The organism is Streptomyces flavalbus (assembly GCF_042674625.1).
GTDB lineage: Bacteria > Actinomycetota > Actinomycetes > Streptomycetales > Streptomycetaceae > Streptomyces > Streptomyces flavalbus.
In genome coordinates this window covers 4,098,127-4,110,638 of sequence record NZ_JBHTEB010000001.1, presented here as the reverse complement: position 1 = coordinate 4,110,638, position 12,512 = coordinate 4,098,127, and the positions used below count along the sequence as shown (strand labels likewise).

Annotated in this window: 9 protein-coding genes and 1 tRNA gene; 7 read left to right on the top strand and 3 right to left on the bottom strand. The window is 72.9% G+C overall.

The window, feature by feature from the left end; all coding sequences use genetic code 11:
- Positions 1–21: 21 nt before the first annotated feature.
- Both ACFQZ6_RS18500 and ACFQZ6_RS18495 read right to left on the bottom strand, forming a co-directional pair.
- Positions 22–654, bottom strand: a complete 633-nt coding sequence (locus ACFQZ6_RS18500) for a response regulator (protein WP_381610466.1) — start codon at positions 652–654, stop codon at positions 22–24.
- Positions 615–1,985: a sensor histidine kinase gene (locus ACFQZ6_RS18495; RefSeq protein WP_381610463.1), complete on the bottom strand. Its 1,371-nt coding sequence runs from the start codon at positions 1,983–1,985 to the stop codon at positions 615–617. Before ACFQZ6_RS18495 ends, ACFQZ6_RS18500 begins: the two co-directional genes overlap by 40 nt.
- Positions 1,986–2,188: 203 nt before the next feature.
- Between ACFQZ6_RS18495 and ACFQZ6_RS18490 the strand changes: the two genes are divergently transcribed.
- Together ACFQZ6_RS18490 and ACFQZ6_RS18485 are read left to right on the top strand one after the other, a co-directional pair.
- On the top strand, positions 2,189–3,127 hold the full coding sequence (locus ACFQZ6_RS18490) for an ABC transporter ATP-binding protein (RefSeq protein ID WP_381610460.1): 939 nt from the start codon (positions 2,189–2,191) through the stop codon (positions 3,125–3,127).
- Positions 3,121–5,706: an FtsX-like permease family protein gene (locus tag ACFQZ6_RS18485; protein ID WP_381610457.1), complete on the top strand. Its 2,586-nt coding sequence runs from the start codon at positions 3,121–3,123 to the stop codon at positions 5,704–5,706. The genes ACFQZ6_RS18490 and ACFQZ6_RS18485 overlap by 7 nt, the downstream gene beginning before the upstream one ends.
- Positions 5,707–5,780: 74 nt before the next feature.
- Here ACFQZ6_RS18485 and ACFQZ6_RS18480 read toward each other — a convergent pair.
- A tRNA-Leu gene (locus ACFQZ6_RS18480) sits at positions 5,781–5,867 on the bottom strand.
- Between the two features lie 480 nt (positions 5,868–6,347).
- Here ACFQZ6_RS18480 and ACFQZ6_RS18475 point away from each other — a divergent pair.
- The 5 genes from ACFQZ6_RS18475 (at position 6,348) to ACFQZ6_RS18455 (ending at position 12,345) form a co-directional block, all read left to right on the top strand.
- Positions 6,348–7,235: an FhaA domain-containing protein gene (locus tag ACFQZ6_RS18475; RefSeq protein WP_381610454.1), complete on the top strand. Its 888-nt coding sequence runs from the start codon at positions 6,348–6,350 to the stop codon at positions 7,233–7,235.
- Positions 7,236–7,245: 10 nt separating this feature from the next.
- Entirely contained in the window at positions 7,246–7,758 is a 513-nt protein-coding gene (locus ACFQZ6_RS18470; RefSeq protein WP_210922154.1) for an FHA domain-containing protein FhaB/FipA, read from the top strand.
- A gap of 140 nt (positions 7,759–7,898) precedes the next feature.
- Positions 7,899–9,416: a Stp1/IreP family PP2C-type Ser/Thr phosphatase gene (locus ACFQZ6_RS18465; RefSeq protein ID WP_381610451.1), complete on the top strand. Its 1,518-nt coding sequence runs from the start codon at positions 7,899–7,901 to the stop codon at positions 9,414–9,416.
- A 26-nt stretch (positions 9,417–9,442) separates the two neighbouring features.
- Complete coding sequence (locus ACFQZ6_RS18460) at positions 9,443–10,876, top strand: FtsW/RodA/SpoVE family cell cycle protein (protein WP_381610448.1); 1,434 nt, start codon at positions 9,443–9,445, stop codon at positions 10,874–10,876.
- On the top strand, positions 10,873–12,345 hold the full coding sequence (locus tag ACFQZ6_RS18455) for a peptidoglycan D,D-transpeptidase FtsI family protein (protein WP_381610445.1): 1,473 nt from the start codon (positions 10,873–10,875) through the stop codon (positions 12,343–12,345). The genes ACFQZ6_RS18460 and ACFQZ6_RS18455 overlap by 4 nt, the downstream gene beginning before the upstream one ends.
- Positions 12,346–12,512: the final 167 nt, after the last annotated feature.

The following is a 12,512-nucleotide window of genomic DNA, read 5'->3' as shown; positions in this document are numbered from 1 at the left end:
CACCACGGTCGACACCACGGCCTACGCCCGCAGATACGCCAGCACGGCCAGCACCCGCCGGTGCGTCTCCTCGGCGGGCGGCAGGTCCAGCTTGGTGAAGATCCCGCTGATGTGCTTGCCCACGGCCGCGTCCGACACCACCAGTTCCCGCGCGATCGCCGCGTTGGACCGCCCCTCCGCGATCAGCGCGAGCACCTCCCGCTCCCGGGGCGTGAGCCGCTCCAGCGGATCCCGCCGACGGCGCAGCAACTGCCGTACGACCTCCGGGTCCACGACCGTGCCCCCGGCCGCGACATCGGACAGCGCGGCCACGAACTCCTCGACCTGCCCGACCCGGTCCTTCAGCAGGTACCCCACGCCCGTCCCGTCCCCGGAGTCGAGCAGCTCGGCGGCGTACGCCCGCTGCACGTACTGGCTGAGCACCAGCACCGGCAGTCCGGGCCGCTCTCCCCGGAGCCGTACGGCGGCGTGCAGCCCCTCGTCCTGGAAGCCGGGCGGCATCCGCACATCGGTCACGACGACGTCCGGCGTCTCCGCCGCCACCGCGGCGACCAGCGCCTCCGCGTCCCCGACCGCCGCGACCACCTCGTGCCCGCAGCGGGCGAGCAGGCCGATCAGCCCTTCCCGCAGGAGCACGCTGTCCTCGGCGAGCACGACGCGCAGCCGCCGGTGCCCGACACCTCCGGCGCCCCCGGCGCCCCCGAGGTCACTGCTGTCACCGAACGCCGCGGCTGACAAGGAATCTCCACTCGCAACACGGTCGGTCCGCCCACCGGACTGGCCAGGGAGAGTCTGCCATCCAGCACCGACACCCGGTCCGCGAGTCCGGTGAGCCCACTGCCCGCCCCGGCCCGCGCGCCCCCGCGCCCGTCGTCGCTGACGCTCAGCACCAGCCGCCCGTCCCGGCACTCACCGGCCACCCGCGCCCGGCTCGCCCCACTGTGCTTGCCGACGTTGGCGAGCGCCTCGCTGACCACGAAGTACGCGGCGGCCTCCACCGCGTCCGGCAGCCTCCCCGGCACTTCCAGCGCCACGTCGACGGGCACCGCGGAACGGTCGGCGGCGTCGGAGACCGCGGCGGCCAGCCCGTAGTCCGCGAGCACCTTGGGGTGGATGCCCTGGATCAGCTCCCGCAGTTCCGCCAGCGCGGCCGTCGCCTCCTGGTGGGCCTTGGTGAGCTGCTCGGCGAGGGGACCGCCGGGCGGGGCGTCCAGCCGGGCCAGACCGAGCGTCATCGTCAGCGCCACGAGCCGCTGCTGGGCCCCGTCGTGCAGATCGCGCTCGATACGGCGGCGCTCCGCCTCGAAGGCGTCGACCAGCCGCACGCGCGAGCGGGTCAGTTCGACGACCCGCGCGTCCAGCTCACCCTCACGCGAGTCGATCAGCAGCCGCGTCAACGCGCCCCGCGCCCCCGCGCCCACCCCGAGCAGATAGGCGCCCGCGCACAGCAGCACCAGGCCCAGCCCGGCCACCGCGAAGGCGGTCGGCCACTCGGTGACCGTCCACTGCTTGAGCACCTTGGCCTCCCGGCCGTCCCCGACCGTCGCCATCAGCAGCGGCGTCGCGGCCACCGCCGCCGGGACGAGCAGCCCCACGGTGACCAGCAGCGCGTCGACGGGCCACAGCAGCCCCGCGAACAGCACGGCGTACCCCAGCTCCCGCCAGGTCGCCCGCTCCCGCAGCCGCGCCGTCAGCCAGGCCCACGGCCCCCCGGCGCCGGGCGCCCGACGCCGCCCGGCGACCGGCTCCGCCCCGGCGTCCACCAGCCGCAGCCTGCGCCGCTCCAGCCGCGCGACCGGTATCCCGGCCAGGAGCAGCCCCGCGAGCAGCGGCACGCCGACGACCACCACGGCGAGGACCCCGCCGAGCACGGCCAGCAGCACCAGCGCCACCAGCAGCGCCGCCCCGGTCACGACACCGCTCAGCAGATACCCCGCACTGCGCCACGGCCACGGCGAGACCAGGTAGCGCGGCCCGGCGGCCATCGCCTGCCAGACGGTGCGAGGGCGCGCGGTAAGGGCTGCGGACGCGTTCCGGGGAGACGGGGGAGACATACGGCTCACCGTAGAAGGCGCCCTCCCGCGCGGGCCATCGCCCAGGAGCGACCTCCGAAGGTAGACCTAGCCCTACCCCAGGTCTCGGTCCCACCGCACTGCGCACCACCACCCCCGCACGGTGGGGTGGACCCATGACCGCACCGACCCCATCGGCCCCGGCCGCAGCCCCCTTCGCTGCCCCGTCCGCCGCCGCTCCCGCCGCCCCGGCCCCCGCCGTCCAACTCCGCGCCGTCAGCAGGCGCTACGGCACCGGAGACCACGCCGTCACCGCCCTCGACGACGTGTCGCTGACCTTCCCCCGAGGCACGTTCACCGCCGTCATGGGACCCTCCGGCTCCGGCAAGTCGACCCTGTTGCAGTGCGCCGCCGGGCTGGACCGGCCCACCTCCGGCTCGGTCCAGGTCGGCGGCACGGAACTGACCGGGCTGAGCGAACGCGCGCTGACCCTGCTGCGCCGGGACCGCGTCGGCTTCGTCTTCCAGGACTTCAACCTGCTGCCGTCCCTCACCGCCGAGCAGAACGTCGCCCTGCCGCTGCGCCTCGCCGGACGCCGCGTGCCCAGGGCCCGGGTCCGGGATGCCCTGCGCCAGGTCGGCCTGGGCGAGCGCGCCCGGCACCGCCCCGCCCAGCTCTCCGGCGGCCAGCGGCAGCGCGTCGCCCTCGCCCGCGCCCTGATCACCCGCCCCGACGTCCTCTTCGGCGACGAGCCGACCGGCGCCCTGGACTCCCGGACCGGGCGTGAGGTGCTGGCGCTGCTGCGCGGCATGGTCGACCGCGAGGGCCAGACCGTGATCATGGTCACCCACGACCCGGTGGCCGCCGCCCACGCCGACCGGGTCGTCTTCCTCGTCGACGGCCACCCCACGGACCACCTCACCGGCGCGGACGCCGACACCATCGCCCACCGCATGACCTCACTGACGACCCACCGGAACCGGAAAGCGACCACCGGCCCCGAAGCCCCCACCACCCTCGAAGCGCCCCCCGCCACCCCGGAAGCCACCGTCACCCCGGAAGCCCCCGCCGCCCCCGCCGCACCCCACACCCCCAAGGCGGCCCCCACATGCTGACCACCGCCCTCCACACCCTCCGCCCCCGCTGGACGACCTTCGTCGGCAGCTTCGTCGCCCTCGCCCTCGGCGTCGCCCTCCTCACCGTCACGGGCCTCGCCCTGGCCGCCTCCCTCGCCGCCCCCACCCGCCCACCGGAACGTTTCACCACAATCACCCCAACCACCACAACCACCGCGCCGACCGCGCCGACCACGCCGACCACGCCGACCACGCCGACCACACTCACCACGCCCAGCACGTCCACCACACTCACCACACCCACCACGCAAGAACCGGCAGAACCCGTCGTCGTCAAGGCCCACGACACCCTCCGCATCCCCACCCCCACCGGCGACCGCCTAGCCCACCTCCCCCACCCCCACGCCATCCCGCCCACCACCCTCACCGTGCTGAAGCGGCTCGGCCCGGTCACCGAGGACCGGACCTACCCCGTCCGCACGCACACCCCCTCCGGCCCCCGCGTCCTGACCGGCCACCCCTGGCCCACCGCCCGCTTCGCCCCGTACGAGCTGACCACCGGCCGCGCCCCCCGCACCGCGACCGAGGTCGTCGTCAGCGACCGGCACGCGCGCGTGGGCGACCGTCTCCGCACCGACCACGGCACCGTGCGCGTCGTCGGCACGGTCGCCCCCCTCGGCTTCGAGGACCCCGTCTTCCACACCCCCGCCCGCGCCGCCCAGCTCTCCCCCGTCAGCACCCAACTGGTCGTGGAGGCGGCCCCGTCGGCCGTCCGCGCGGCACTGCGGCACGAGCCCGTCGACGTGCTCACCGGCGACGCCCGCCGCCGCGCCGACGCCGACCCGGACCGCGACGCCGAGGCGCTGACCGCGCTGAACGCCCTGTTCGGCACGGCGGGCGGCGTCAGCGCCTTCGTGTCGGTGTTCGTGGTGGCGTCCACGTTCGCCTTCGCGGTGGCCCAGCGGCGCCGCGAGTTCGGGCTGCTGCGCACGGCCGGTGCCACACCGGGCCAGCTCCGCCGGGCCGTCGTCGCCGAGGCGCTGCTGGTCGGCGTACTCGCCGCCGCGGCGGGCTGCGCGCTCGGCTCGCTGGCCGCGCCGCCGCTCGTCGAGGCCACCGTCGACGCCGGACTCGCCCCGCCCTGGTTCACCGTCGGCGACGCCGTCTGGCCGTACCACGCGGCCTTCTGGACGGGCCTGTCCGTCGCCCTGTGCGGCGCCCTGGCCGCCTCCTGGCGGGCGGGCCGCACCGGGCCCGTCGAGGCGCTGCGCACGGCCTCCGTGGACGCCCGGGCGATGACCTGGGGCAGGGCCCTGTGCGGGACGGCCCTCCTGCTGACGGCGGCCGTGACGCTCGCCCTGGCCCTGCTCACCGAGCCGGGCGACCTGCTGCACCGCAAGACCTACGTCAGCCGCCCCATGCTGCTGATCACCGCGGTCGCGCTGCTCGCCCCGCTCGTGGTCCGCCCGCTGACCCGGCTGCTCACCTGGCTCCCGGCCCGGCTGCCCGGCGCGGCCGGTCTGCTGGTCCGGGAGAACACCGCCGCGGGCGTCCGCCGCACCGCCGCGGTCGCGGCGCCGGTACTGGTCACGGTCGCCCTCACCGGCTCCCTCCTGGGCGCCACCGCGACCCTGTCCACGGCCCGCGTCTCCGAGGTGCGCGCGCAGACCGCGGCCGACTACGTCGTCACCGCCCCCACGCCCCTCAGCGAGCGCACGCTGCGCGCCCTGCGCACGACGCCCGGCACCCAAGCGGTCTCCCCGTCCGCCACCACCGCCGTCCACGTCCTGGAGGACGACGTGGCCCTCATCAGGTCGCGGGCCCGCGCCGTCGACCCCGCGGGGCTGGCCGCGACCACCCGGCTGCCGGTCGCCGCCGGGAAGGTGACCGACCTCGACGACGAGTCGGTCATCGTCAACGAGGAGTGGGCCCGGCACCGCGTCGGACAGCACGTCGACGTGTGGCTCGGCGACGGCACCCGCAGGTCCCTGCGGATCGCCGCGGTCCTGCGCACCGGCACCGGCGACAACGGCGTCTACGTCACCCCGGCCAACGCCCCCGGCGCCCCCACCGACCGCGTCGACGTCACCCTGGCCCCCGGCGCGGACCCCGCCACCGTGGCCGCCGCACTGCGCACGGCGCTGCACGACAGCGGCGCCCGTCTCCTCCCCAGGGAGGAGTGGGCAGCGGCCCAGAACCCGGGCGCCGACCGCACCACCCGCCTGGGTCTGCTGCTGGTCCTCGGGATCGCCCTGCTCTACACCGGCATCTCGGTGGCCAACACCATGGCCATGGCCACCGCCGACCGCGTGCGCGACCTGACCGCCCTGCGGCTGCTGGGCGCCACGCGCGGGCAGGTGCTCCGGCTGGTCGGCGCCGAGACGCTCACGGTGGTGGCGGTGGGGGCGCTGCTCGGGCTGCTGACCGCCGTACTGAACCTGCTCGGCATGAGCGCCGCGCTCGCCGCGCTGTCGGTGCCGGTCCCGCCGCGGCTGCCCTGGCAGGCGCTCGGCGCGACCACGACCGCCTGCGCCGCCCTCGCGGTGCCCGCCGCCCTCGTCCCGGCAGCCCTCGCGCTGCGCCGCTCCCGGACCGGCCCATCCCCCAGGCCCGCCTGAGACTTTGTTCACAGTGAAAGCACCCGGACATACGAAACGGGCGGCACCGTTGTCACGATGCCGCCCGTTACCGGTGGTGCGCGAGGGGGGAGTTGAACCCCCACGCCCTTGCGGGCACTGGAACCTGAATCCAGCGCGTCTGCCTATTCCGCCACCCGCGCATTGGGTGTGTCCTCGGGCCCTTGCCCCTTGGGGGCTGGCGCCTTCCGACACCCAGAACATTAGCACGCGGTCCGGGGTGGGTTCACATCCCTTTCCCCCCGCCCGGCACCGCACAAACCCACGACCCCTGCCCCGCCACGCCGCGCCCCACTCCTTCCGATCCTTCCGAACCTGTCCGCCACGTATCAACCTCGTACCGGTACCGGTCGTCTCCCCAGGAGCCGTACGGAGTCCACAGCCAGGTGCGGGACACTGGTCCTCAGCCGCCTCTACGATCCTTGCCAGGACGACGTCCAAAGAAGAGTTCGAAGGGGGCTTCCGGAGGGAACTTCGGAGGCGTCGACACCCGTCGACCGGGCCGACAGGGGGAACCAGCCGATTCACCGGCGCGTGGATACGATCAGTAAGCAGTACCGGGTAGTCGGTAGCGGCACCCGGAGCGGCAAGGGCAACGGCGGCAACGACGGAGGAGGTGCCCCATGGGAGTCCTGAAGAAGTTCGAGCAGCGTCTCGAAGGTCTGGTCAACGGCACCTTCGCCAAGGTGTTCAAGTCCGAGGTGCAGCCCGTGGAGATCGCGGGAGCACTCCAGCGCGAGTGCGACAACAACGCCACCATCTGGAACCGGGACCGCACCGTCGTCCCCAACGACTTCATCGTGGAGCTGAGCACCCCGGACTACGAGCGGCTCAGCCCCTACTCCGGACAGCTCGGCGACGAGCTGGCCGGGATGGTGCGCGACTACGCCAAGCAGCAGCGGTACACCTTCATGGGCCCCATCAAGGTGCACCTGGAGAAGGCCGACGACCTCGACACCGGCCTGTACCGGGTGCGCAGCCGCACCCTCGCCTCCTCCACCAGCCAGGCCGCCCCCGGCGGTCCCGCCGCCCCGCCGCAGGCCGGTCAGCGGCCCGGTGGCTACGGCTACCCGCCGCAGCCCGCCGGAGCGCCCCCCATGCCCGCCGCGCCCCCGCCCGGCGCCCGCCCCGGCGGTGGGTACGGCTACCCGCCGCCCGCGCCCGCGCAGACCCCCGGCGGCTACGGCTACCCGCCCGCCGCCGCCCGCCCCGGCGCCGCGCCGGGCGCCCGCACCAGACACTGGATCGAGATCAACGGCACCCGCCACCAGATCTCCCGCGCGACGCTCGTGCTGGGCCGCAGCACCGAGGCGGACGTGCGGATCGACGACCCCGGCGTGAGCCGACGGCACTGCGAGATCCGGACCGGAACGCCCTCGACGATCCAGGATCTCGGCTCCACCAACGGCATCGTGGTGGACGGGCAGCACACCACCCGCGCTACGCTCCGCGACGGCTCGCGGATCGTCGTGGGCAGCACCACCGTTATCTATAGGCAAGCCGAAGGGTGATCCGGGGGCAATGTCAGAGCTGACCCTCACGGTCATGCGGCTGGGTTTCCTGGCCGTACTGTGGCTGTTCGTGATCGTGGCCGTGCAGGTCATCCGCAGCGATCTGTTCGGTACGCGCGTCACGCAGCGCGGCTCGCGGCGCGACGCGGGGCGCGCGCAGCAGCCCGCGCGCCAGGCCGCGCCCCCGCAGCAGCGCCAGCAGCCCGCGGGCGGTCGCGGACGCCGCGGCGCCCCCACCAAGCTGGTGGTGACCGAGGGCACCCTGACGGGCACCACCGTCGCCCTCCAGGGGCAGACCATCACGCTGGGCCGGGCCCACGACAGCACGATCGTGCTGGACGACGACTACGCCTCCAGCCGCCATGCCAGGATCTACCCGGACCGGGACGGCCAGTGGATCGTCGAGGACCTCGGCTCCACCAACGGCACCTATCTCGACCGGACGCGGCTGACGACCCCCACACCGATCTCGCCGGGCGCCCCGATCCGCATCGGCAAGACCGTCATCGAGCTGCGGAAGTAGTGCTACGTCATGAATGAGCGCGAGCGGAGCGAGCACGCAGCGGCGGTCCACACCCGGGGCCCCGGCGCGCTCCCGACCGGAGGGTGGGCAGTGTGGCTCGACACGATCGGCTGTATCCGGAGCCGACGGGCGAGGTGCGCATGAGTCTGTCACTGCGCTTCGCCGCCGGTTCGCACAAGGGCATGATCCGCGAGGGCAACGAGGACTCCGGGTACGCCGGACCGCGGCTGCTCGCCATCGCCGACGGCATGGGCGGCGCGGCGGCCGGTGAGGTCGCCTCCTCCGAGGCCATCTCCACCATCGTCGCCCTCGACGACGACATCCCCGGCTCCGACGTCCTGACCTCCCTCGGTACGGCGGTGCAGCGGGCCAACGACCAGCTCCGGCAGATGGTCGAGGAGGACCCGACGCTGGAGGGCATGGGCACCACCCTCACCGCCCTGCTGTGGACCGGCCAGCGCCTCGGCCTCGTACACGTCGGCGACTCGCGCGCCTACCTGCTGCGGGACGGCGTCCTCACCCAGATCACCCAGGACCACACCTGGGTGCAGCGCCTCGTCGACGAGGGCCGCATCACCGAGGAGGAGGCGACCACGCACCCGCAGCGGTCGCTGCTGATGCGGGCGCTGGGCAGCGGCGACCACGTCGAACCCGACCTGTCGATCCGCGAGGTCCGCGCCGGTGACCGCTACCTGATCTGCTCCGACGGCCTCTCCGGCGTCGTGTCCCACCAGACCCTGGAGGACACCCTCGCCAGCTACCAGGGCCCGCAGGAGACCGTGCAGGACCTGATCCAGCTCGCGCTGCGCGGCGGCGGCCCCGACAACATCACCGTGATCGTCGCCGACGTCCTCGACCTGGACACCGGGGACACCCTCGCCGGGCAGCTCTCCGACACCCCGGTGGTGGTCGGCGCGGTCGCGGAGAACCAGAACCAGCTCAGCGACAACGGCAGCATCATGCAGACCCCGGCGGGCCGCGCCTCCGGACTCGGCCGCCAGGGGCACGGCGGGGGCGGCGAGTTCGGCCCGCCCGGCTCCGGCGACACCACCGGCTACGTCCCGGCGGGCGGCTACGGCGGCTACGGCGACGACGACTTCGTCAAGCCCAACCAGGGCCGCAAGTGGCTCAAACGGTCCTTCTACGGCGCCCTGGCGCTCGCCGTCGTCGGCGGCGGCCTGTACGGCGGCTACCGCTGGACGCAGACGCAGTACTACGTCGGCGTCAACGACGACCACGTCGCCCTGTACCGGGGCATCAGCCAGGACCTGGCCTGGGTGTCGCTGTCGAAGGTGGAGAAGGACCACCCCGACATCGAACTCAAGTACCTGCCGCCGTACCAGCAGAAGCTGGTCAAGGACACCATGGCCGAGGGCAGCCTGAAGAACGCCCAGGCCAAGATCGACGAACTGGCCGTGCAGGCGTCCGCCTGCGAGAAGGAGGCCAAGCGGCGCGAGGCCGAGAGCGAGAACAGCGCGCCGACCGGCGAGGGCGAGGCGGGCGGCACCACGGGAACCACCACGGCGTCCCTCCCGTCCAAGGCGTCACCGAGCCCGTCCACGAGTCCATCCCCGTCCGCGACCACGCCCACTCCCCAGCCCGGCCCGAGCCTGTCGGAGGAAGAGCAGAAGGTCGTCTCGCTGTGCGGTAAGCAGTAGGCAGCCGTGAGAGGCCCCGTCACACGATGAGCAGTTCAACGAACACGTCGACGCACCACACGTCCACGATCGGCGCCATCGGCGCACCCAGCAGGCGCAACACCGAGCTGGCGCTGCTCGTGTTCGCCGTCGTCATCCCGGTCTTCGCGTACGCCAACGTGGGCCTGGCCATCAACGACGAGGTGCCCGCCGGGCTGCTGAGCTACGGCCTCGGCCTCGGTGCGCTGGCCGCCATCGGCCATCTCGCGGTCCGCAAGTTCGCCCCGTACGCGGACCCGCTGCTGCTGCCGCTGGCCACGCTGCTCAACGGGCTCGGCCTGGTCGCCATCTGGCGGCTCGACCAGTCGGAGCTGCTCCAGGACATCGGGCAGGCGGGCACCGCCGCGCCCCGCCAGCTCATGTACACGGCGATGGGCATCGCGCTCTTCATCGTGGTGCTGGTCTTCCTCAAGGACCACCGCGTCCTGCAGCGCTACACCTACATCTCCATGCTCGCCGCGCTGGTCCTGCTGCTGCTCCCGCTGGTGCCGGGCCTCGGCAAGAACATCTACGGCGCCAAGATCTGGATCCAGGTCGGCTCCTTCTCCATCCAGCCCGGTGAGTTCGCCAAGATCGTGCTGGCGGTCTTCTTCGCCGGATACCTGATGGTGAAGCGGGACGCGCTCGCGCTGGCCAGTCGCCGCTTCATGGGCCTCTACCTGCCGCGCGGCCGCGACCTCGGCCCGATCGTCGTGGTCTGGGGCATCTCGATCCTCATCCTGGTCTTCGAGACCGACCTCGGCACCTCGCTGCTGTTCTTCGGCATGTTCGTGATCATGCTGTACGTCGCCACCGAGCGGACCAGCTGGATCGTCTTCGGTCTGCTGATGTCCGCGGTCGGCGCCGTCGGCGTCGCCACCTTCGAACCGCACATCCAGCAGCGCGTCGACGCCTGGCTCGACCCGATGCGCGAGTACACGCTCTCCCGCCAGGGCGTCGGCGGCCACTCCGAGCAGGCCATGCAGGCCCTGTGGGCGTTCGGCTCCGGCGGCACCCTCGGCAGCGGCTGGGGGCAGGGCCACTCCGACCTGATCCGGTTCGCCGCCAACTCCGACTTCATCCTCGCCACGTTCGCCGAGGAACTGGGCCTCGCCGGTGTCATGGCGCTGCTGCTGCTCTACGCGCTGGTCGCCGAGCGCGGCGTCCGCACCGCCCTCGCCGCCCGCGATCCCTTCGGCAAGCTGCTCGCCATCGGCCTGTCCGGCGCCTTCGCCCTCCAGGTCTTCGTCGTCGCGGGCGGCGTGATGGGCCTCATCCCGCTCACCGGTATGACCATGCCGTTCCTCGCGTACGGCGGTTCCTCCGTGATCGCCAACTGGGCGCTGATCGGCATCCTGCTGAGAATCAGCGACACCGCGCGCCGACCGGCGCCGTCCGCCCCCAACCCCGACGCCGAGATGACGCAGGTGGTCCGCTCGTGAACAAGCCGCTGCGCCGGATCGCGGTCTTCTGCGGGCTGCTCGTGCTGACCCTGCTGCTCCGCGACAACTGGCTCCAGTACGCCCGCTCCGACGAGCTGGCCACCGACCCGGCCAACCGCCGCGTCGCCATCGAGCGGTACGCCACCCCGCGCGGGGACATCATCGTCGGCGGCAAGGCGGTCACCGGCTCCAAGCGGGCCAAGGACGGCGACTTCGCGTACGTCCGCACCTACAAGGACGGCCCGATGTGGGCGCCGGTCACGGGCTACGCCTCGCAGGCGTTCGGCACCAACCAGCTGGAGAACCTCGAGGACTCCATCCTCACCGGCAACGACGACCGGCTCTTCTTCCGCAACACCCTCGACATGGTGACCGGCAAGAAGAAGGCGGGCGGCAACGTCGTCACCACCCTCAACGCCGCCGCGCAGAAGGCGGCCTACGAGGGTCTCGCGCAACGCGGCAAGGGCGCGGTGGCGGCGATCGACCCGGCCACCGGCGCGATCCTGGCGCTGGCCTCCTACCCCTCGTACGACCCCTCGACGATCGCCGGGTACTCCGACGACGACGCGAAGGCCTGGAACAAGCTCCAGAAGAAGAACAACCCCGACGACCCCATGCTCAACCGCGCGCTGCGCGAGACCTACCCGCCGGGCTCCACGTTCAAGGTGGTCACCGCGGCGGCGGCGCTTGAGCACGGGCTGTACGAGGACGCCGACGCCAAGACGGACACCCCGCTGCCGTGGGTGATGCCGGGCACCACCACGGAGCTGAAGAACGAGGGCAACATCCCCTGCAAGAACGCCACCCTGCGGGTCGCGCTCCAGTACTCCTGCAACACCGTCTTCGGCAAGGTCGGCGCCGACCTCGGCAACGACAAGATGCTGGAGACGGCGAAGTCCTTCGGGTTCACCTCCGAGCAGTTCACGCCGGTCCGCTCGACGGCGTCCGTGTTCTCCGACGACATGAACGAGTCGCAGACCGCGCTGTCGTCGATCGGCCAGTTCAACACCGCCGCGACGCCGCTGCAGATGGCGATGGTGGCCTCCGCGGTCGCCAACGACGGCAAGCTGATGAAGCCGTACATGGTCGACAAGCTCCAGGCGTCCAACGTCGACACCATCGCGCAGACCGAGCCGGAGGAGCTGAGCCGCCCGCTGTCCTCGGAGAACGCGCAGATCCTGCAGTCGATGATGGAGACCGTCGTCAAGGAGGGCACCGGCCGCAACGCCCAGATCGACGGGGTCACCGTCGGCGGCAAGACCGGTACCGCCCAGCACGGCGTCGACAACAGCGAGAAGCCGTACGCCTGGTTCATCTCGTACGCCAAGGCCGACGACGGCAGCTCGCCGGTCGCCGTCGCCGTGGTCGTCGAGGACGACAACGCCAACCGTGACGACATCTCCGGCGGCGGCCTCGCGGCGCCGATCGCGAAGAGCGTGATGGAGGCGGTCATCAACAGCAAGCAGTGAGAGTCCCGTCACGTCGCCTCCACATCGACCCACGTTGCGATACCGGTCCTGTATCGAGTGACGGGCTTGGCCAAGTCCCACAAATAGACCCGGGTACGGTAGGCCCGGACGGGCAGCCTCCGACCGCACGGCGCGTGCCGGTCGGATCCGACGGAGAGGGCTGGTAG

Bases quoted from the DNA above. Each gene is read 5' to 3' on its own strand.
- ACFQZ6_RS18495 (WP_381610463.1), bottom strand. From the start codon at position 1,985: ATGGCCGCCGGGCCGCGCTACCTGGTCTCGCCGTGGCCGTGGCGCAGT.
- ACFQZ6_RS18490 (WP_381610460.1), top strand. From the start codon at position 2,189: ATGACCGCACCGACCCCATCGGCCCCGGCCGCAGCCCCCTTCGCTGCC.
- ACFQZ6_RS18485 (WP_381610457.1), top strand. From the start codon at position 3,121: ATGCTGACCACCGCCCTCCACACCCTCCGCCCCCGCTGGACGACCTTC.
- ACFQZ6_RS18475 (WP_381610454.1), top strand. From the start codon at position 6,348: ATGGGAGTCCTGAAGAAGTTCGAGCAGCGTCTCGAAGGTCTGGTCAAC.
- ACFQZ6_RS18470 (WP_210922154.1), top strand. From the start codon at position 7,246: ATGTCAGAGCTGACCCTCACGGTCATGCGGCTGGGTTTCCTGGCCGTA.
- ACFQZ6_RS18465 (WP_381610451.1), top strand. From the start codon at position 7,899: ATGAGTCTGTCACTGCGCTTCGCCGCCGGTTCGCACAAGGGCATGATC.
- ACFQZ6_RS18460 (WP_381610448.1), top strand. From the start codon at position 9,443: ATGAGCAGTTCAACGAACACGTCGACGCACCACACGTCCACGATCGGC.